This is a genomic window from Bradyrhizobium arachidis (assembly GCF_015291705.1).
Classification (GTDB): domain Bacteria; phylum Pseudomonadota; class Alphaproteobacteria; order Rhizobiales; family Xanthobacteraceae; genus Bradyrhizobium; species Bradyrhizobium arachidis.
Genome location: NZ_CP030050.1, coordinates 622,464 through 642,764, shown reverse-complemented (window position 1 = coordinate 642,764; position 20,301 = coordinate 622,464). Strand labels below are relative to the sequence as shown.

Here is a 20,301-nt window from a genome sequence, read left to right as displayed (position 1 = left end):
AGACGGCATGGTTTGGCCACCTATACGACCCCGCAGGGGGCCTCGCCAGAGGACTCTTGCCACGAAACGGCGAACATGTTGGATGATTTCATTGGTTAATTCGCCACGCCTCGAGACCCTAGCCCGATGCCCAGCCTGTTCCGCTTCCTGACGGTCGTCGCCGTGCTTGCCGGCATCGTCTATGGCGTGGTGTTCGCGCTGGCGAACTTCGTCAGCCCCAAGTCGCGGGAAATGACGGTGACGATCCCGCCGGATAAGTTTCTCAAGAAATAGGAGCTAGCCTCACGGGCATGCGCGCCAAATCTTCTGCCAGCAAGCCCTCAGATGCCAAGCTCACCGGCCTGTTCCTCGACATGCTCGCGGCGGAACAGGGCGCCGGCCCCAATACGCTCGATGCCTACCGCCGCGACCTCACCGATTTCTCCGAGTTTTTGGGCCGGGTCGGCCACAGTTTCGCGGATGCGGAGACGCAAACGCTGCGCGACTATCTCGCCGACCTCGACACCCGCGGCTTCAAGTCCACCAGCGTCGCCCGGCGGCTGTCGGCGATGCGGCATCTCTATCGATTCCTGCTGAACGAGCGGATCCGGAGCGACGATCCCGCTGCGATCCTGTCCGGGCCCAAGCGCGGCCGCGGCCTGCCGAAGGTGCTGTCGATATCGGATGTCGACCGCATGCTCCGCCGCGCCAAGGAATTGAGCGAGTCGGCGGAGGCATCGCCCTCGAAACGGCTGCGCGCTTTAAGGCTCTATTGCCTGCTCGAGGTGCTCTATGCCACGGGCCTGCGCGTCTCCGAGCTGGTGGCGCTGCCGCGCACAGCGGCCAAGCGCGATGCCCGCATGATCGTGGTGCGCGGCAAGGGCAACAAGGAACGGCTGGTGCCGCTCAACGAGGCCTCGCGCCAGGCGATGGCGGATTATCTCGCGGCGACGGAGGCGGCCAAGGAAAACAACAAGGGCGAGAAGAAGAAAGACGGCCTCGCCGCCGCGAAATGGCTATTCCCCTCCTTCGGCGAGAGCGGGCATCTGACGCGCCAGCATTTTGCCCGCGACCTCAAGGAGCTCGCGGTCGCCTCAGGCTTGCAGGCCCGGCTGGTCTCCCCGCACGTGCTGCGCCATGCCTTCGCCAGCCACCTGCTCCACAACGGCGCCGATTTGCGTATCGTGCAGACGCTGCTCGGCCATACCGACATCTCGACCACGCAGATCTACACCCATGTGGTCGAGGAGCGGCTGAAGAGCCTGGTGCGCGATCTGCATCCGCTGGCGGAGAGGTGACTGTCGTCCCTGCGAAAGCAGGGACCCATACCGCGTGATCTATCTGTAACGGGCGGTGTTGGTACCGCGGGAAGATCAGTTCACTGCCAATCTTCGCCAAATTTCTCCCTGTGGTTATGGGTCCCCGCGTTCGCGGGGACGACAACGGAGGGAGCGAAACCGCCTTGACTTCGGCCACATCTCCGCAGAAAGAGCCGGGGCCTTTCGAGTGAACTGCCGCGCTTCCGACAGCGCACAGGTCAAGCCCTTGAAGAAGCTACACTTCTCTCATCGAGCCGAAATCCGCTTCGCCGCCTCGCCCGATCCTTCCTATATTGAGTTGATGCCAGACCAGATGCGCAGCTATCTCGACTTCGAAAAGCCCGTCGCCGAGCTCGACTCCAAGGTCGACGAGCTCCGGACGCTGGCGGCCTCCGGCACCGATATCGCCGAGGAGATCGGGCGGATCGAGGACAAGGCGGCGCAGGCGCTGGCCGACCTCTATCTGAACCTGACGCCGTGGCAGAAGACGCTGGTCGCGCGGCATCCGCAGCGGCCGCATTTCAACGACTTCATCAAGGGCCTGATCACCGAATTCACTCCGCTCGCCGGCGACCGCAAGTTCGGCGAGGACGAGGCGCTGGTCGCCGGCTTCGGCCGTTTCCGCGGCGAGCCGATCTGCGTCATGGGCCAGGAAAAGGGCGATTCCACCGACAGCCGCATCCGGCACAATTTCGGCATGGCGCGGCCCGAGGGCTATCGCAAATGCGTGCGGCTGATGGAGATGGCCGAGCGGTTCGGCCTGCCCGTGCTGTCGCTCGCCGATTCCGCCGGCGCCTATCCCGGCATCGGCGCCGAAGAGCGGGGACAGGCCGAGGCGATCGCACGCTCGACCGATGCGTGCCTCGCGCTGACCGTGCCGAACGTCGCCATCATCACCGGCGAGGGCATGTCGGGCGGCGCCATCGCCATCACCACCGCCAACAAGGTGTTGATGCTGGAGCACGCGATCTACAGCGTGATCTCGCCGGAGGCCGCCTCCTCCATCCTCTGGCGTGACGGCACCAAGGCGCAGGAAGCCGCCAACAACATGAAGATCACCGCCCAGGACATGCTCCGCTTCGGGGTGATCGACCAGATCCTGAAGGAGCCGGTCGGCGGCGCCCATCGCGACGCCGCCGCCATGATCGCCACCACGGGCGAGGCCATCGCCAAGGCGTTCGACGAACTGCGCAGCATGGACGGCGATGCCATCCGCAAGCAGCGGCGGCAGAAATTCCTCGATATCGGCCGGAAACTGGGCTGATTCGGGTTAGATTCGGTGCCGTAGGGTGGGCAAAGCGAAGCGTGCCCCACCATTCCCCATCGTACGAACAGCTCGTGGGCACGGCGCTTCGCGCCTTTGCCCACCCTACGGGACCTCCCCAGCCGCCCCCGGTAACCCCGCGTTAACCCTTTTTTTGCCCAAATCGGCGATCTCTGTACCGTTTTGGCCGAAAGGCCCAAGTACGGCCCAAAGTTGCGTCCATTTAGTCTCTGTTGACCATGCCACTGGGCCAACGCCCTCGTGATCCCTGCTCGGGTTGCGACCACATGACCCAGAGGTTAGAATTTTAATCAATGGCTTCAGGGCATAAGCGCTGGAGCGTGGTCTGAACGAGCCCGTCACGGCGGGTCGGTTTCCGGTCAGGTCACGCGCCAAACGTAGTGGGGTTCGCGCTCTCTGCCCGGCACGGTGTGGGGTCCATCTTGATTTCTCGTTCGCTTGCTCGCGCGCTCTTGGCTTCGGTTGCGCTGATGACGGCTAGTGTCCTGCTGGCCGGCTGCGATACCGACCAGGTCTCGCTCGCGACCAATGCCAAGGCCAATCAGCCGGTGCCGCCAAAGCTTCTCGCCGCGATGGTCGAGAAGAACATGGATCTGCAATCGCCGATCCTGGTGCGCCTGTTCAAGCAGGAGGCCGAGCTCGAGGTCTGGAAGCAGACCCGCAACGGCCAGTTCGCGCTGCTCAAGACCTATCCGATCTGCCGCTGGTCGGGCGATCTCGGCCCCAAGGTGCGCGAAGGCGACCGCCAAGCGCCGGAAGGATTCTATTCGATCAATCCGAGCCAGATGAATCCGCAATCGGCGTACTACCTGTCGTTCAACACGGGTTACCCGAATGCGTTCGACAAGGCTTTGGGCCGCAGCGGCTCGCAGCTGATGGTGCATGGCGATTGCTCCTCGCGCGGCTGCTACGCGATGACCGACGAGCAGATCGCCGAGATCTATTCGCTCGGCCGCGAATCCTTCTTCGGCGGCCAGAAGGCGTTCCAGCTGCAGGCCTATCCGTTCAAGATGACGCCGGTGAACATGGCCAAGCACCGGAACAATCCGAACATGGCCTTCTGGAAGATGATCAAGGAAGGCTATGATCATTTCGAGGTGACGCGGCAGGAGCCGAAGGTCGATTTCTGCGAGAAGAGGTACGTGTTCGACGCGGCCAAGCCGGCCGACGCCAAGCGCGATCCGGTGTTCGACGCCTCGGCAAAATGCCCGGCCTATGTGATCCCCGAGGACATCGCCAGCGCTGTGCGCGAGAAGCAGCAGCAGGACGAGGCCGCCTACGCGAAACTCGTCGCCAAGGGCACGCCGGTGGCGCGCATGAACACCGGCATCGACGGCGGCATGAACAAGATCTTCGCCTCCAAGATTCCGGAGGGATCGACCGGCCTGTCCGAAAGCGCCGAAGGCTCGACCCTGGAAATGCTGGCGATGGCCAAGGCGCCGGGCACGATCCCCGGGCACGTCAATCCGCCCAAGCCCAATCTCGATGCCGTCGCCACCGCGCCCGCGAGCCAGGAGCCGGTCGTCGCCGTCAGCGCACCTGCGACCAACACCCGCGTTGCTGCAGCTCAGCCTGCCGAAAAGTCCCAGGAGAAATCCCAAGGCGGCTTCTTCTCGAATCTCGGCCGCAAGATGGGCCTCGGCACCGCCGACACCACGGCGACGACGACGCCTCCGCCGCAAGCCACCGCGTCCGCCGCTCCGGCTACCACGTCCACGACGCCGCCGACCGCAGCATCCCGGCTGAAGGCCGCAGTGACCCGTTTCGTGCCGGGCCACGACAAATCCAAGGACGCCGCGAAGGACGTGCCGAAGCCGGCGGTCGCCGCCGCCAAGCCCACTGAGGCTCCGAAGCCCGACACGCGCCTCGCCCAGACGCGCCCGACGCTGAAGCCGTCGGTGAGCGATGGCGCGAGCGAGCAGATGGCCGGCGCAGCGCCCGTGGTGTCATCGAACTCATTCGACAGCCGCTTTGGGGCGGTGAAGTAAGGGCGCTCGTTCTTCCGGTCTTGGTCGACCGACGATCTCTCACCGTCACGCTGAGGCACTCGCGCAGCGAGCCTCGAAGGGCGACGGCCCGGCTGCGGCAGCGGGGGCCGCCCATCCTTCGAGGCTCGCTCCGCTCGCACCTCAGGATGACGACGGGACCGGCAAGGTGCCGCGGCGAGATGCGGCTGCGGAACGGGCGACGCGTCCCCTACGGCGCCAGATACCGCATCAGCTCCGGATTGCTCCTCACCTCACCTGCCTCGCCTTGCAGGGCGACCCGTCCGCGGTCCAGCACGTACGCGTAGTCGGCAACGCGCAGCGCGAGGTCGAGGTGCTGTTCGACGATGATGACGGCGATGTCTTTCGCGAGCGCGATCAGGCGCTCGGTGATCTCCTCGATCACGCCGATCCAGACGCCTTCGGTCGGCTCGTCGAGCAGCAACAGCTTTGGATCACCCAACATCGCGCGGCCGATGGCGAGCATCTTGCGTTCGCCGCCGGAGAGCGTGCCGGCGGGCTGGTCGAGGCGCTGGCCGAGCTTGGGGAAGATGGTCAGCACGCGGTCGACCGCGCTGGCATCCTTCTTCGCGAGCGAGCCGACGGCGAGATTGTCGCGCACCGACAGGCGCGCGAACACCGAATGCTCCTGCGGCACATAGCCGATGCCGGCGCGCACGCGTTCCTGGGTCGCGCGACGGCTGATGTCGCGGCCGTCGAAAGCGACCTCGCCCTTCCATGCCGGCAGCTCGCCGACGATGGTCTTCATCAACGTGGTCTTGCCGGCGCCGTTGCGGCCGAGCACGGCGACGCCGCCGCGCCAGGGGATGCCGAGGGTGACGTCGAACAGGACCTGGCTGCGGCCGTAGCCGGCATCGAGATGCTTGATGTCCAAAAATTCAGGCACGGCGCAGATAGATCTCCTGGACGGATTGGTTGGCCTGGATCTCGGACACGGTGCCCGACGCCAGCACCTTGCCCTGGTCGAGCACGGTCAGCCGATCGCAGATGTCGCGGATGAAATCGAGATCGTGCTCGACGATGACGAGCGAGCAATGCCTCTTGATCGGCTGGAGCAGTTCGCCGGTCACACGGCGCTCCTCGAGGCTCATGCCGCCGGTCGGCTCGTCGAGCAGCAGCAGCTTTGGCTTGCCCGCGAGCGCCATCGCGATCTCCAGCCATTGCTGCTGGCCGTGCGACAGGGCCGCTGCCGCATCGAAAGCGCGGTTCGCAAGCCGAAACTGCGTCAGCATGGTCATGACCTGGTCGTGCAGCGCGCCGCGGGTGCGCGAGAACACGAGGTCGAACAGCGAGGACTGCGCCTGCAACGCGAGCAGAATGTTGTCGTAAAGGGTCAGCGAGGGCAGCACGCTGGTAATCTGGAATTTCAGGCTCATGCCAGCGCGGGCGCGCTCAGTCGGCGTGAACGCGGTGATGTCGGTGTTGACGAAGGAGACTTTTCCCTGGGTCGGCACCTCCGCGCCGGCGATGCACTTCATCAGCGTGCTCTTGCCGGAACCGTTCGGGCCGATCAGACCATGAAACTCGTTCTCCCCCACGGTGAGCGCGGCGCCGTCGAGCGCCGTGAGCTTGCCAAAGACCTTCTTGATGCCGGCAGCTTCAAGGAGCATTGCGCTTCTCCTTGGCGCGGGCCCTGGGTTTGGCACCAAAGCTGCCGACCCGCTCGCGCTCGCCGAGCACAAAGCTGATCAGACCGAGCGGCCGGAACAGGATCACCAGCAGCAACAACACGCCCAGAATGATCGGCCAGATGTCGCGATAATTGTCCGAGAGCCAGAAGCTGACGCCCTCGACGATGATAGTGCCGATGACGGCGCCGATCAGCGTGCCGGAGCCGCCGAACAGGACGTAGAGCACCACTTGCGTGGAGACGACGACGCCGACCATGTTAGGCCAGACAAAGCCCTCGTGGAAAGCATAGAGGCTGCCGGCGAGGCCTGCGATGGCGCCGCCGATCGCAAAGATGATGGCCTTCAGGTGCTGCGCCTTGTAGCCGAAGAAGGCAATGCGCTGCTCGTTCTCGCGCAGGCCAGCGAGCGCGAGGCCAAACTGCGAGCGCACCAGGAAGCGGCAGAACAGGTAGACGACGACGAGGATGCCGAGCACGAGATAATAGAACGCCGGTCCCTCCGTGAACTCGTAGCCACCGAGCGACATCGGCGCGATCGAGGGGATGCCGTTCTGGCCGCCGAGATAGTACCAGCCGCGCGCAAGGCGATCGGCGGCGTAGGAGCCGGTGAGCGTGCCCAGCGACACGAAGATCACGCTGGAGGGGTGCCTGCCCAGCAGCAGGAAGCCGCCGAGCAGCAGTGCGAAGGTGAGGCCGATCAACGTCCCCGCGGGCAGCACCAGGAAGATGTTGGTGATGTCGAGGTCGCGCGCCAGCAGCGCCACGCCATAGCCGGCCGAGCCGAAGAACAGGGCCTGGCCGAAGCTCATGATGCCGGCATAGCCCCAGACCAGATCGAACGACAGCGCGAACAGTGCAAGGATGATCACGCGCGTCGCGAACACCGTGAGGTAGTCCTGCAGCACCAGCGGCGCGATCAGCGCGGCGACGAGCACCACGCCCTCCACGATCGGCAGCACTTTTCGCCCCGATACGGCCTCAACCGCCGCTCCGCTGCTACCCATTGCGACGTCCATATACCCGCCGATCTCGGCGGGGATGGCCTGTTTCACTGCGCCCATCGACTTCGACATGCGATCTTAGCATTCCTTGGGATCGACCAGACCCTCGCTGCGCGCGACGATCTCGTAGTTCCCGCCCTTGGCGACCGCGGTGTACATCTTCATCTTGCAGTGCCGCTTGCCCGGCACCATTTCGGCCGGCCCCCCGGGGCCTTCGGCGATCTTGGCGTGATCGAGCGCGGCGGCGACCGACTCGCGGTCGATCTTGCCGGCTTCCTTCACCGCGGCTTCCCACAGCTTCAGGCCACGATAGGTGCCGGTCGCAGCGCTGCCGGCCGCGAACAGGAAGTTGCCCGGAAAATCCTTCTCATAGGCCGCCTGGATCTTGGCGTCGAACGGGTTCTCCTTGGTCAGCACCTTGAAATAGTCGAGACAGCTCGCGAGGCCCTCGATCTCGCTGGCCTGATTGATGTTGAGCGTGTTCTCGTCATAATAGACGCAGGCGAGGCGCCCGCCGTTCTTGAGGAAGCCGGCCTCATAGAGCTGCTTGAAGAAGGGGCCGACACCCGGCGGAATCACGGTGTTGAAGACGACATCGACCTTGTTGGAGATGATGCGGTTGACCGTCGCGGAGAAATCGACCTGGTCGAGCGGATAGTATTCCTCGAACACCACCTCGCCGCCGTTCGATTCAATCACCTTGCGGGCATAAACGTTCAGCGTGTGCGGCCAGACATAATTGGCGCTCGGCAGCGCGAATTTCTTGCCGCCGTTCTTGATCAGCCAGGGGATGAACTCGTCGCATTGCTGCGCCGGCGTCGGCCCGGTGCAGAACAGGTACGGGGTGCACTCCTTGCCCTCGTAGAGCTGCGGATAGATGTAGAGCGTCTTGCCGCGTGCCACGATCGGGTCCTTGATCGCGTTACGCATCGACGAGGTGATGCCCCCCAGCACCATGTCGACCTTGTCGCGCTGGATCAGCTTGCGGACGTTGCCGACGGCGACGGATTCGTTGGAGGCGGTGTCCTCGATGTAGAGCTCAAGCGGACGGCCGAGCAGGCCGCCGGCCGCGTTGATCTCCTTGATCACCATTTTCGCGACGTTGGCGTCGGCGTTGCCCGCATAGGCGATCGGGCCGGTGAGATCGGTCGCAATACCGACCTTGATCGGGGCTTCCGCGGCATTGGCCCAGGGCGCCGGGATCACCCAGCTCCCGACACCGGTTGCGACCGCACCGGTCGTAAAGGCGAGATTGGAGAGAAAGCGTCGGCGCGTAAGATTGCGATCTGCAAACATGACTAAACCCCTTTTCCAGCGATGAGGCCCTGTGGCCGGAATTTGATGAAGACAATGGCGAGAACGAAGACGAGGACGTCGGCGACGACGGGCGCCATGATCCATGGCAGCGCGGCGCTGAGCGTGCCGATGACACCGGCACCCGCAACCGGCCCGATGAAGGAGCCGACGCCGCCGACCATCACCGCGACAAAGCCCTGGATCAGGAAGCGCAGGCCGAGATCGGCATAGAGGCTGAACACCGGTACGATCAGCGCGCCGGCGAGGCCGGCGAGCGCGGAGCCGAAGGCAAACGTGGCGCCGTACATCAGCGGCGTGGAAATGCCGGAGGCCCGCGCCAGCGACGGATTTTCCAGCGTCGCGCGCATGCGCAAGCCAAAGCTGGTGCGCGACAGCAGGAGATAGCAGCCCGCCATCACCAGCAGCGTGATGACGATGATGGTGAAGCGCCAGGCCGAGATATGGATCGTGCCGAAATCGATCGAGCCGCCGATCGGCTCGGGGACGGTGAGGTAGAAGCCGCCGATCAGGCCGCGCACGGCCTCGCGGATGATCAGGCCGAGCGCGTAGGTGCCAAGCATCGCCACGATCGGCGCGGCGTAGAAGCGGCGGATGATCAGCGCCTCCAGCACGAAACCGAGCGCGCCGACCACAAAGGGCGCCGCGACCATGCCCGCCCAGATCGGCAGGCCCTTGGCATAGGCGAGATAGGTGATGTAGGCCCCGAGCAGGACGAACTCGCCCTGCGCGAAGTTGAAGATGCCCATCATGCTGGCGATGATCCCAAGCCCCAGCACGATCAGAACGATGATCGCGCCGAAGCTCAGGATTTCGAACGCCGCGACGAACACGTTAGCCATGCCGTGCCGTTCCGTCCGCCAGTGTCAACGTCTTGCTCACATCTTCTTCCAGTCGCCGATCTGCTCGAAGGCATGGGCGGCGCGGTAGATGGTGGATTCCTCGAACATGCGGCCGACCAGCATCAACCCGACCGGCAGGCCGTCGACCATGCCGCAGGGCAGCGACATCGCGGGATGGTGGGTGATGTCGAACGGCGCGGTGTTGGAGATCATCTCCAGCGCGCGCGCGACGTAGTCCTCGCGGCTGGCATTGGGCTCCGGCAGCTTGGTCGCCTTCATCGGCGTGGTCGGCATCAGCAGCAGATCGTAGTCGCCGAACGCCTTGTCGTAGGCGGCGGTCAGCCGGCGGGAGATGTTGAGCGCCTTGCCGTAGAAGCGCGGGCCGAAATTGTTGTTGATGTAGGTGCCGAGCATCATGAACAGCTTCGTCGTCTCCGACAGCGAGTCCGCCTGCCGGCGCCAGCCGCGATGAAAATCCATCAGCGAGGTCGAATAGAGATCGCCGCGACTGAGGCCGTAGCCGTCGCCGAACATCATGGTCTGGGTCAGGCCCTCGGTGCCGATGGGGGTCCAGATCGCGCCGCCCAACAGATGCATCGGGATCGACACCGTCTCCACGCTGGCGCCAAGATCCTTGAAGCGTTTTGCCGCCTCGCGCACGCTTTCATTCACCGCGGCCTCTGCGACCGGCTGCTCGAAGCCTTCCTTGACGATGCCGATCTTCATGCCCTTGACGCCCTGGCCGAGTGCTTTGGTGTATTCCTCGACCTTCGGCGCCTTGATGCGGGGATCGTAGCCGTCGTCGCCGGCGAGCACTTCGAGGAGCAGCGCGTTGTCCGCGACTGTTGCGGTCATCGGGCCGGTATGATCGACATAGATCTCGATCGGCATGATCCCGGTATAGGGCACGAGACCCCAGGTCGGTTTCATGCCGTAGATGCCGCAGAACGAGGACGGCATGCGGATCGAACCGCCCTGGTCGCCGCCGATCGCCATGTCGACCTCGCCGAGCGCGACCACGACGCCCGAACCCGACGACGAGCCGCCGGCCGAGTAACCCATCTTGTGCGGATTATGCACCGGCCCGTAGGAGCCGGTGTGGCTGCCGCCAGACAGGCAGAAGTGCTCGCAATGCACCTTGCCCTTGATCTCGGCGCCGGCATCCAGCATGCGCGTGACGATGGTGGCGTCGAAATCGGGCACATAGCCCTCCAGCGTCGACGAGCCGTTGGTCATGGGAACGCCGGCCAGCATGATGTTGTCCTTCAGGGCAACGGTCTTGCCCTTGAGCTTGCCGCTGGCGGCACCCTTCACGGTCGACTTGCGATACCAGGCATTGCGAGGGTTCTCCTCGGCTGAGGGCCTGTATCCGGGCGTGCGCGGGTACTTCACCTCCGGCAATTCGTCGGGCATCGCGGCAACGAGATTGTAGGCCTCGATCGAGCCCTGCATCAGGCCGCGAAACGAGGCAACGTCGTCGTCGGTCAGCGAAAGGCCGCACTGCTCGGCGACGCTGCGAAGCTGGGCTGGCGTGGGAAGGACAACTGTCATGGCGCTCTCCTGAAGTTTCTTGCAACGAACGTTGGGGCGCGGTCGCCCCCGGCGCGACGCACGCACCACCGGCCTCGCCAAAACATTCAAAACGGAAATATTTTCCTTTTCAAGTATTATTTTGCCGGTGTGTGCCCCGCGGATTGTCGCGCGAGTCAGATCGGCTTGATCAGCTTGAAGTCGAGACCATCGGCCTCGGCGAGATGCATCGGCATCCGCACGTGCCCGTTGCGGACGGTGACCTGCCCGCGGGCGCCGCCGTAGACGATATTGCGGCCGGCTGCCAGCATCGGACCCATCGCCAATGAGCCGGCCTTGTTGGCGACCGCTTCGAGAAAGCGCAGGCCCTCGTACCCGGACTGCCCGACCGAACCGATCGGCGGCGCATTCGGCCCGAACATCGCGCGATAGCGGCTCTGGAAGTCGTCATTGGCGCGCGCGCCGGTGCCGGTGAAATAGCCCGAGGCGCAGAACATGTTCTCGCTGTTGTCGGCGCCGATGCCGAGCAGCACCGTCTCGTCCATGGCTCCCGCAAGCCGCAGCGTGGTGGCGCCCAGGCCGCATTCGCCGAAGGCGCGATTGAAGGTGCTGCTGTCGGTGCCGATCAGCGAGATCAGCACCACGTCAGGCCGCGCGGCGCGAATGCGCGCCAGATGCGGCTCGTGATTGTCCTCGCCGAGTGGAACGAACTCCTCGCCGACGACGTGGCCGCCGGTTTCCCTGATGTAGTTCTTCACCGCACGGTGCGATTGCCAGGGCCAGACATAATCGCTGCCGATCAGGTACCAGCGCTTTGCTTTCTTGACATCCGCCAGCCAGTGGATCGATGGCCGGCTCTGCCAGCGCGGCGTCTCGCCGATCGCCATCACGCCCGGCGTGCGCTCGCCGCCTTCATAGACCGGCGTGTAGATGTAGGGGATGCGATGCCGCGTGGTGATGTCGCGCAAGGCGACGCGGACCGCGCTGGTGTGCAAGCCCACGATGAGATCGATCTCGTCGAACGCGATCGCCTGCTCGGCCCGGTTCAGGACCTCGTCGAGCGGCCCGCCGGCGTCATAGATCGACAGCTCGAGCTCGCGGCCGAGAATGCCGCCGCGCTTGTTGATCTCGGCGACGGCGAGCTGCGCGCTGTTGGTCGCACAAGGCCCCCACACTCCGGGCGAGCCGGTGCAGCAGAGGAAGCCGCCGATGCGCAGCTTGTTGGCGCGGCGTCGCCTGAGAAACGCGTGATCGCTGGGCGACAACGCACCCTCGGCCGCCGATGACGACAGATTCCTGAACAGCAAGGACGGCGGCAACGCCGGGCCGCCGTGAGCCGGGAAGTTTACCGTCGCGCGCACGCCAACTCCTGTCTGGGACCAGACCTGAAAGCACGTTCTTCGGGCGGCCGCGGCTTCCGCCCTTTTGTTGGGCAATCATCCTATTTTGAAAATATTGAATATTCAACAATTGAAGTGCATATAGATGCAGCATTGATTGCAAGACATTCACTCATTTGGGTCAAGACGAAGTCTTAGCCGTGGCAAAACCGTCGAAAGAAAACTCCCCGATCACCGAACACCTCGCTTACCTGCTCGCGCAAGCCAACCGGGAGATCAACCGGCAGCTCGAACTGCGGTTGAGCAAGGAAGGCGTGCCAGTGGAGCAGTGGCGCATCCTGAAAGTGCTGTCGGATGGCAACGGCCATTCGATGGGCGAGCTCGCCGATGCCGTGCTGCTCAACCATCCGACGCTGACCAAGATGATCGACCGCATGGTCTCCGACACGCTGGTCTATCGCGTGCAGGACCCGAACGATCGCCGCAAGGTGCTGATGTTCATCTCCGACCGCGGCAAGGTGCTGTGCAAGAAGCTCAACTCGCTCGCGGTTGATCAGGAGGAGCACATCCTCGAGAGCTACGGCGACAAGTCGACGAGCGAATTGAAGCGGCTGCTGGAGAGCTTGATCGATAGTTCGAATTGAAGGGCGCGTATCGCCAAGTTGCGACGTAGCCAACCAAGCGAAGACTGTTGTCCCGGCGAACGCCGGGACCCATAACCACAGGACGTGGTTGTTTCAAAGATTAGTAGTTACGCTTCCTCGCGCGGTACGACGACTGCGCACCTTCGATAGATTCCGCGGTATGGATCCCGGCGTTCGCCGGGACGACGGCGGAATGTGCAGCAGCGCAATCGCACATAGCTGACGCCGCCGCGTACCGGGTCGCCCGGTCAAGCCGGGCGACGACAGCGGGAATTGAGGCGCGAACTTCGCGCCTCATGCGCGCTCGATAACGCAGCTAGCAGCTACGCATACCGCCCGTGGCAGTGCTTGTACTTCTTGCCACTGCCGCAGGGGCAATCCTCGTTGCGGCCGACCTTGCCCCAGCTGGCCGGATTCTTGGGATCGCGGAGCGCGGCGTCGGTGGCCTGCGGGGCGAGGGTGACGCTGGCGAGGGCCATCTCGTCTTCGCCGGTGTTCGGGTCGAACTTGTGCGCTTCCATCGCCGGCAGCACCGGGGCTTCCTGCTCCGGCGGGACGATCTCGACGCGCATCAGCTGCGCCGTGACGGCCTCGCGCAGATGCGCGCTCATCTCCTGGAAGAGATTGAAGGCCTCGGTCTTGTACTCCTGCAACGGATCGCGCTGGCCGTAGCCGCGCAGGCCGATGACCTGGCGCAGATGGTCGAGCATGATCAGATGCTCGCGCCAGAGATGGTCGAGGGTCTGCAAGAGGATGGTCTTCTCGACGTAACGCATCACGTCGGGGCCCCATTGCGCGACCTTGGCGGCCATGTGCTCGTCGGCCTTGGTCTCGATGCGGGTCAGCAGCTCCTCGTCGGCGATGCCTTCTTCCTTGGCCCAGTCGTCGACCGGCAGGTCGAGATCGAGCACGCGCTTCAATTCTTCCTTCAGGCCGGCGACGTCCCACTGCTCGGCATAGGCATGCTCGGGCACGTGCTTGGCGACGAGGTCGTCGATGAAGGCGTGACGCATGTCGGTGACGGTCTCGGCGACGCTCTCGTCCTTCATCAGGTCGACGCGCTGGTCGAAGATCACCTTGCGCTGGTCGTTCTGGACGTTGTCGAACTTGAGCAGGTTCTTGCGGATGTCGAAGTTGCGCGCCTCGACCTTCTGCTGCGCCTTCTCCAGCGCCTTGTTGATCCAGGGATGGATGATCGCCTCGCCCTCCTGCAGGCCGAGACGCTGCAGCATGCTGTCGAGACGGTCCGAGCCGAAGATGCGCATCAGATCGTCTTCCAGCGACAGGAAGAACTTCGAGCGGCCGGGATCGCCCTGACGGCCGGAACGGCCGCGCAGCTGGTTGTCGATGCGGCGGGATTCATGGCGTTCGGAGCCGATGATGTAGAGGCCGCCCGGCTTCTTCACGGTCTTGGCGGGCTTTGAACCCTTCGCCGGCTCGAGCTCGACGGTCTCCTCGGCCTTCAGCACGATGTCGCGGAAGTGCTCGATGTCGGCCTTGATCTGCTCGATCTTCTTGGCCTTCTCGGCCTCATCGGTGATCCCGGCAGTCTCCTGCTGGAGGCGCATCTCGAGCGAGCCGCCGAGCTTGATGTCGGTACCGCGGCCGGCCATGTTGGTCGCGATCGTGATCGCGCCGGGCACGCCGGCTTCCGCGACGATGTAGGCTTCCTGCTCGTGGAAGCGCGCGTTCAGCACCGCGAACAGCTTTGCCTGCTTGCCGGCGCGGGCGGCGGCATAGAGCTTGTCGAGCGCGTGCTCCTTGCCGAAGTCGATCTGCTTGTAGCCGTTCTGCTTCAGGAATTCGGCGAGCACTTCCGACTTCTCGATCGAGGCGGTACCAACCAGCACCGGCTGAAGCCGCGAGTTCGCCCGCTCGATCTCGGCAAGGATCGCCTGGTACTTTTCCTTCTGCGTGCGGTAGACCTCGTCGTCCTCGTCGAGGCGCGCGATCGACAGATTGGTCGGGATCTCCACGACCTCGAGCTTGTAGATGTCGAACAATTCGTCCGCTTCGGTCGCGGCCGTGCCGGTCATGCCGGCCAGCTTCTCGTACATGCGGAAGTAGTTCTGGAACGTGATCGAGGCCAGCGTCTGGTTCTCGGGCTGGACCTGGACGTGCTCCTTCGCCTCCAGCGCCTGGTGCAGGCCTTCCGAATAGCGGCGACCCGGCATCATGCGGCCGGTGAACTCGTCGATGATGACGACCTCGTTGTCGCGGACGATGTAGTCCTTGTCGCGGGTGAACAGCGTGTGGGCACGCAGCGCCTGGTTGATGTGGTGCACGACGGAGACGTTCTCGACGTCGTAGAGCGACTCGCCCTTGAGCTGGCCGGCATCGCGCAGCAGCGTCTCGATCTTCTCCATGCCGGCTTCGGTCAGCGTCACCGTGCGCTGCTTCTCGTCGACCTCATAGTCGGTCTTGTCGAGCCGGGGCAGGAAGCCGTCGATGGTGTTGTAGAAATCGGAGCGGTCGTCGAGCGGGCCGGAGATGATCAGCGGCGTGCGCGCTTCGTCGATCAGGATGGAGTCGACCTCGTCGACGATGGCGAAGAAGTGCGGCCGCTGGACCATGTCCTCGAGCCGGTACTTCATGTTGTCGCGCAGATAGTCGAAGCCGTACTCGTTGTTGGTGCCGTAGGTGATGTCGCAGGCATAGGCCGCCTTGCGCTCGGCATCGTCGAGGCCGTGCACGATCACGCCGGTGGTCAGGCCGAGGAAGCCGTAGATCTGGCCCATCCAGCCGGAGTCGCGGCGGGCGAGGTAGTCGTTGACGGTGACGACGTGGACGCCCTTGCCGGCGAGCGCGTTGAGGTAGACCGCGAGCGTTGCCACCAGCGTCTTGCCTTCGCCGGTCTTCATCTCGGCGATGTCGCCCTCGTGCAGCACCATGCCGCCGATCAGCTGGACGTCGAAATGGCGCTGGCCGAGCGTGCGCTTGGCCGCCTCGCGCACGGTGGCGAAGGCGGGGACCAGGAGGTCGTCGAGCGTCTTGCCCTCGGCGAGCTGCTTCTTGAACTCGGCGGTGCGGGCCTTGAGGGCCTCGTCGGAAAGCTTCGAGACTTCGGGCTCCAGCGCGTTGATCGCGTTGACGCGGGACTGGTATCCCTTCACCCGCCTATCGTTGGAGGAGCCGAAAAACTTGCGGGCGAGCGCGCCGATCATGACCAGTTCCTGTGTTCGCGATTTAACCGCGTGGCAGCCAAAAGGTTGTCACCCGCCTGCCTATCAACTCACCGTGACGCCTGATGGCGCCAGAGCCCGGACTGCGGGGGTCGTCCGCCATATGGGTGGGAATTGGGCAAGTCAGGGTTCAACGGCCAAAAACGCAGCAAAATAAACGCCATCGCCATGGACGCGACCGGGCAGAGATATGGCCGGGTCCGAGCCTTGTCAACGGCGGCCGCATTGCGGCTAATTCATCAAATTGACAGACTTTTCGCGTTGCAAAGGCCCCCTGAATTGGGCGAGTGTCCGCCCCGCTCGAGCAGCCCCCTGCTTCAACAAAAGGATTTTCCATGACCACCTCGTTCCCGGTAACCACCGGCCAGCGTTTCCGCCTTGCTTCCGCCCTGGCTGGCAGCCTCGCTCTGGCGCTGACCCTGGCGTTCGCAGGCCCGCTCCGGGCCGCCGACGATCCGGTGCTGGCGAAGGTCAATGGCGCCGAGATCAAGAAGAGCGACGTCGCCATGGCCGAGGAGGAACTCGGACCGAGCCTCGCGCAGATGGACCCAGCAACCAAGGACGAAAACGTCCTTTCGTTCCTGATCGACATGAAGATCGTCTCCAAGGCCGCCGAGGACAAGAAGATCGCGGACAGCGAGGAGTTCAAGAAGCGCCTGGCGTTCGCCCGCAACCGCCTGCTGATGGACAGCCTGCTCGCGGGCGAGGGCAAGGCCGCAACCACCCCGGACGCCATGAAGAAGGTTTATGAGGAGGCCTCCAAGCAGATCACCGGAGAGCAGGAGGTGCGCGCCCGCCACATCCTGGTCGAGACCGAGGACGAGGCCAAGGCGGTGAAGGCCGAGCTCGACAAGGGCGCCGATTTCGCCGAGCTCGCCAAGAAGAAGTCCAAGGATCCGGGCTCCGCCGACGGCGGCGACCTCGGCTTCTTCACCAAGGAGCAGATGGTGCCGGAATTCTCGGCCGTGGCATTCGCGCTGGAGCCGGGCAAGATCTCCGACCCCGTCAAGTCGCAGTTCGGCTGGCACATCATCAAGGTCGAGGAAAAGCGTAACCGCAAGGCGCCGGACTTCGAGCAGGTCAAGGCCCAGATCGAGAACTACGTCACCCGCAAGGCTCAGGCCGATTACGTCGCCAAGCTGCGCGCTGAGGCCAAGGTCGAGCGGATGGACCAGGCCGACGCCTCCAAGGATGCCAAGCCGGACGCCAAGCCGGCCGACGCGGCGAAGCCCTCCGACAGCAAGATGGCTCCGCCCGCCAAGAAGTAAGAATTCGCTGTCACTTCGGTGACGTGAAGAGTATCTAAGCCTTCGTGATGCCCGGCCTCGTGCCGGGCATCTGCATATCCAGACCTCACCAAGGCGCCCCGATGTCCTCAACCGTCTCCCCGCTCGCCCCGAAGAACGTTCCCGACATGCCCGTGATCGCGGGGGTCCGTCTCGCGACGGCCGAGGCCGGCATCCGCTACAAGAACCGCACCGACGTGCTGCTGGCGGTGATGGACAAGGGCACCGCGGTCGCGGGCGTCTTCACCAAGTCGAAGTGCCCGTCGGCGCCGGTGGAATGGTGCCGCGCCAAACTCAAGGGCGGCAAGGCCCGCGCGCTGGTCGTCAATTCCGGCAATGCCAACGCCTTCACCGGCAAGACCGGCCGCGCCTCCACCGCGCTGACCGCCAAGATCGCGGCCAAGGCGGTCGGGTGCAGCGAGGGTGAGATCTTCCTGGCCTCGACCGGCGTGATCGGCGAGCCGCTCGACGCGACCAAGTTCGACGGCGTGCTGGGACGCCTGGCCGAGACCGCCGAGCCCGGCGACTACCTCGCCGCGGCCAAGGCGATCATGACCACCGACACCTTCCCCAAGGTCGCGACCGCGACCGTCAAGCTCGGCAAGGCCAAGGTCACCATCAACGGCATGGCCAAGGGCGCCGGCATGATCGCGCCCGACATGGCGACGATGCTGTCCTTTATCTTCACCGATGCGCCGATCGCGCCGACCGCGCTCCAGGCGCTGCTCAAGGCCGGTGTCGAGGACACGTTCAACGCCGTGACGATCGACGGCGACACCTCGACCTCAGACACGCTGCTGGCGTTCGCCACCGGCGCTGCCGCCGCGCACGGCGCGCCAAAGATCAGCCGCGCCAGCGATCCGCGCCTGAGGGCGTTCGTCAAGGCGTTCAACCAGATCCTCGCCAACCTGTCCGAACAGGTCGCCCGCGACGGCGAAGGCGCGCGCAAGCTGGTCGAGATCACCGTCGAAGGCGCCAAGACCAAGGCGTCCGCGCGCAAGATCGCGATGTCGATCGCCAACTCGCCGCTGGTCAAGACCGCGATCGCCGGCGAGGACGCCAATTGGGGCCGCGTGGTGATGGCAGTCGGCAAGGCCGGCGAGCCCGCCGACCGCGACAAGCTCTCGATCTCTTTCAACGGCATCCGCGTCGCCAAGAGCGGCGCACGCGATCCCGACTATGACGAGGCCCAGGTGTCGGAAGCGATGAAGGCGCCGGAGATCGCGATCAAGGTCTCGCTCGGCCTCGGCAAGGGCCGCGACCGCGTCATGACCTGCGATCTCACGAAGGAGTATGTGGCGATCAACGGGGATTACAGGTCTTGAGTCTTCTCCCTCTCCCCGTGCTTACGCGGAGAGGGTTGGGGTGAGGGGCCTCTCTCCACACGTGAGATCGTCGAGGGACCTGTACCCCCTCACCCGGAATCCGCGCTACGCGCGAATTCCGACCTCTCCCCGCAAGCGGGGAGAGGTGAACAAGTCTCACCCCGAAATCCGCGCGTCGGCGACGGCCTTCTTGAACAGCGCGTTCATCGCATCCGAGATGCCTTGGGTCGGGCTCACCTCGAAATAGAGGCCCGGCGAGGCGCAGGCCTGCATGTTCTGCGCGATCTTGCTGTTCGGAGACGGCCCCCACGTCCCGGCGTTGAAGGGGGCGATCCATGTGCTGTACCAACTGTCGGTCGGGGGTTGATATGTTGTGTACAGCACCGCGATCTTGATACCCCGGTCCTTGAGAGTCTTGCAGAGCGCCGGATTGATCGGCGACTGACAGCGGTTTGTTGGGGTGTAAAGTGGATACGCAGCGGATGAGACGCTACACATCGTCTTGCCCGAGTTGGTCTCGTCGGCGACGCCATCCGATACAAGGAACAGATATTTCAGCGGTGAGGCGGATGTGCCGGGTCCCGGCGAGGCGATTTCGTTATTGATCGCAGGAAAAATGGTGGTGAAGGGCGTATCCTTGTCGGCAGTATACGCGTCATTCTGACCGGCCACCGCCATCAGGTCGATGCCTCCCGCCGCGGTCTTGGCGGATGTCAGGCTCGACGAGAGCGAAAACAGATTTCTCAATCCGATCGTCGCTGACGCACCGCCGAAATCGTAGATCGCCATTCTGAACTGGTTCGTGTAAGTCTGCGTGTTCCTGGCTGTGTCCATCAAGTTCGCGCTCGCCTGGCGCACCACGTCGATTCGGGTCGTGATGCCATTTGCTTTGGCAATGTCGTAGTTGCTTGTGCCGGCCGCCTTGGTGGTGTCGTGACACGCGAATGCGCATCCACCTGTCCTTGCCTGCATATTCGTGATGTCCGCCGGCGTCGCCGCCACGCCCATCGAGGGCGAATTGTCCAGCAGGAGGTAGAAGTCGACATAGAGCGGCATGGTGGCCGTCGAGGTCGACGTGCCGGTGAGGGCCAGCGAGGTCTTGCCGATCACACCGAGGAACATGGTGTTGACGGTGGCGCTGAACGTGACAGTCGAGGTGACGGTCGAGCCGCTCTTGACCACGGTCGGCGTGACGGTGCCGGGCGTATAGCCGGTCAGATTGGCAACGTTGGCATTGAAGATGTTCTGCGCGTCGGTGACGCCCACCGCGATCGAGCCATCCGAGGTCATCGTGCCCGCGGCGGCAAACGCCGGCGAGGCCTTGGCGATCGAGCCGACGCTGGCGGCATCGGCCGCAGCCTGAAGCTTGGACCGGATCTGCGTCGCGCGCGAGTAATCGACCGCGCAGCCGACCACCGTGATCAGGGGAACGCAGGCCAGCGCGAAGATCACCGCGATGTTGCCACGCCGGTCGCGGACGAAATGGCATAAGAGAGTGGGAAACGCAGCGCGCATAGCTCGGGTCCAGAGTGGTTTTAGGAGTTCCCACCCTAGGAACCGACGATTAAATATGACTTATGGGGTTCCCGGAAATGCGGCCGCGACGCAGTTAACGAAC

16 protein-coding genes are annotated in these 20,301 nt (G+C 64.3%); 7 read left to right on the top strand and 9 right to left on the bottom strand.

The features are described from left to right. The first annotated feature begins 126 nt into the window (after positions 1-126). From WN72_RS03000 to WN72_RS02985, 4 genes are all read left to right on the top strand, one after another. Positions 127-273, top strand: a complete 147-nt coding sequence (locus tag WN72_RS03000) for a hypothetical protein (RefSeq protein ID WP_035730492.1) — start codon at positions 127-129, stop codon at positions 271-273. Between the two features lie 17 nt (positions 274-290). Next, positions 291-1,277, top strand: coding sequence for a site-specific tyrosine recombinase XerD (xerD, locus tag WN72_RS02995; RefSeq protein WP_092218512.1), 987 nt, complete (start codon positions 291-293; stop codon positions 1,275-1,277). A gap of 322 nt (positions 1,278-1,599) precedes the next feature. After that, positions 1,600-2,562: an acetyl-CoA carboxylase carboxyltransferase subunit alpha gene (locus WN72_RS02990; RefSeq protein ID WP_027563451.1), complete on the top strand. Its 963-nt coding sequence runs from the start codon at positions 1,600-1,602 to the stop codon at positions 2,560-2,562. Between the two features lie 491 nt (positions 2,563-3,053). Continuing rightward, positions 3,054-4,571: a L,D-transpeptidase family protein gene (locus WN72_RS02985; RefSeq protein ID WP_051378590.1), complete on the top strand. Its 1,518-nt coding sequence runs from the start codon at positions 3,054-3,056 to the stop codon at positions 4,569-4,571. Between the two features lie 208 nt (positions 4,572-4,779). On the opposite strand, the gene WN72_RS02980 is transcribed toward WN72_RS02985, so the two are convergent. The 7 genes from WN72_RS02980 to WN72_RS02950 all read right to left on the bottom strand — a co-directional run bounded on the left by WN72_RS02980 (position 4,780) and on the right by WN72_RS02950 (position 12,267). Further along, positions 4,780-5,475: a branched-chain amino acid ABC transporter ATP-binding protein gene (locus tag WN72_RS02980; RefSeq protein ID WP_027563453.1), complete on the bottom strand. Its 696-nt coding sequence runs from the start codon at positions 5,473-5,475 to the stop codon at positions 4,780-4,782. Next, positions 5,468-6,199, bottom strand: a complete 732-nt coding sequence (locus WN72_RS02975) for an ABC transporter ATP-binding protein (protein WP_027563454.1) — start codon at positions 6,197-6,199, stop codon at positions 5,468-5,470. Before WN72_RS02975 ends, WN72_RS02980 begins: the two co-directional genes overlap by 8 nt. Continuing rightward, positions 6,189-7,292: a branched-chain amino acid ABC transporter permease gene (locus tag WN72_RS02970; protein ID WP_027563455.1), complete on the bottom strand. Its 1,104-nt coding sequence runs from the start codon at positions 7,290-7,292 to the stop codon at positions 6,189-6,191. Before WN72_RS02970 ends, WN72_RS02975 begins: the two co-directional genes overlap by 11 nt. A 6-nt stretch (positions 7,293-7,298) precedes the next feature. After that, the gene (locus WN72_RS02965) at positions 7,299-8,516 is read right to left on the bottom strand and encodes a substrate-binding protein (protein WP_027563456.1); all 1,218 of its coding nucleotides are present in this window, start codon (positions 8,514-8,516) and stop codon (positions 7,299-7,301) included. Between the two features lie 2 nt (positions 8,517-8,518). Further along, positions 8,519-9,376 carry a branched-chain amino acid ABC transporter permease gene (locus WN72_RS02960; RefSeq protein WP_092218511.1) on the bottom strand — a complete coding sequence of 286 codons (858 nt, stop codon included), beginning with the start codon at positions 9,374-9,376 and terminating at the stop codon, positions 8,519-8,521. A gap of 36 nt (positions 9,377-9,412) precedes the next feature. Next, a complete protein-coding gene (locus WN72_RS02955; protein WP_027563458.1) occupies positions 9,413-10,927 on the bottom strand; it encodes an amidase in 1,515 nt (504 codons plus the stop codon). 155 nt (positions 10,928-11,082) lie between these two features. Further along, positions 11,083-12,267 carry a substrate-binding domain-containing protein gene (locus WN72_RS02950; RefSeq protein WP_027563459.1) on the bottom strand — a complete coding sequence of 395 codons (1,185 nt, stop codon included), beginning with the start codon at positions 12,265-12,267 and terminating at the stop codon, positions 11,083-11,085. 179 nt (positions 12,268-12,446) lie between these two features. Between WN72_RS02950 and WN72_RS02945 the strand changes: the two genes are divergently transcribed. Then, entirely contained in the window at positions 12,447-12,890 is a 444-nt protein-coding gene (locus WN72_RS02945) for a MarR family winged helix-turn-helix transcriptional regulator (protein WP_025576502.1), read from the top strand. A gap of 323 nt (positions 12,891-13,213) precedes the next feature. Here WN72_RS02945 and secA read toward each other — a convergent pair whose 3' ends face one another. After that, the gene (gene secA / locus WN72_RS02940) at positions 13,214-16,054 is read right to left on the bottom strand and encodes a preprotein translocase subunit SecA (protein ID WP_027563460.1); all 2,841 of its coding nucleotides are present in this window, start codon (positions 16,052-16,054) and stop codon (positions 13,214-13,216) included. A 353-nt stretch (positions 16,055-16,407) separates the two neighbouring features. Between secA and WN72_RS02935 the strand changes: the two genes are divergently transcribed. Both WN72_RS02935 and argJ read left to right on the top strand, forming a co-directional pair. Then, positions 16,408-17,340, top strand: a complete 933-nt coding sequence (locus WN72_RS02935; protein WP_027563461.1) for a peptidylprolyl isomerase — start codon at positions 16,408-16,410, stop codon at positions 17,338-17,340. A gap of 101 nt (positions 17,341-17,441) precedes the next feature. After that, positions 17,442-18,683 carry a bifunctional glutamate N-acetyltransferase/amino-acid acetyltransferase ArgJ gene (gene argJ / locus WN72_RS02930; protein ID WP_092218509.1) on the top strand — a complete coding sequence of 414 codons (1,242 nt, stop codon included), beginning with the start codon at positions 17,442-17,444 and terminating at the stop codon, positions 18,681-18,683. Positions 18,684-18,839: 156 nt separating this feature from the next. Here the strand turns inward: argJ and WN72_RS02925 are convergent, their stop codons facing one another. Further along, positions 18,840-20,198, bottom strand: a complete 1,359-nt coding sequence (locus WN72_RS02925) for a TadE/TadG family type IV pilus assembly protein (RefSeq protein ID WP_027563463.1) — start codon at positions 20,196-20,198, stop codon at positions 18,840-18,842. Between the last annotated feature and the right edge of the window lie 103 nt (positions 20,199-20,301).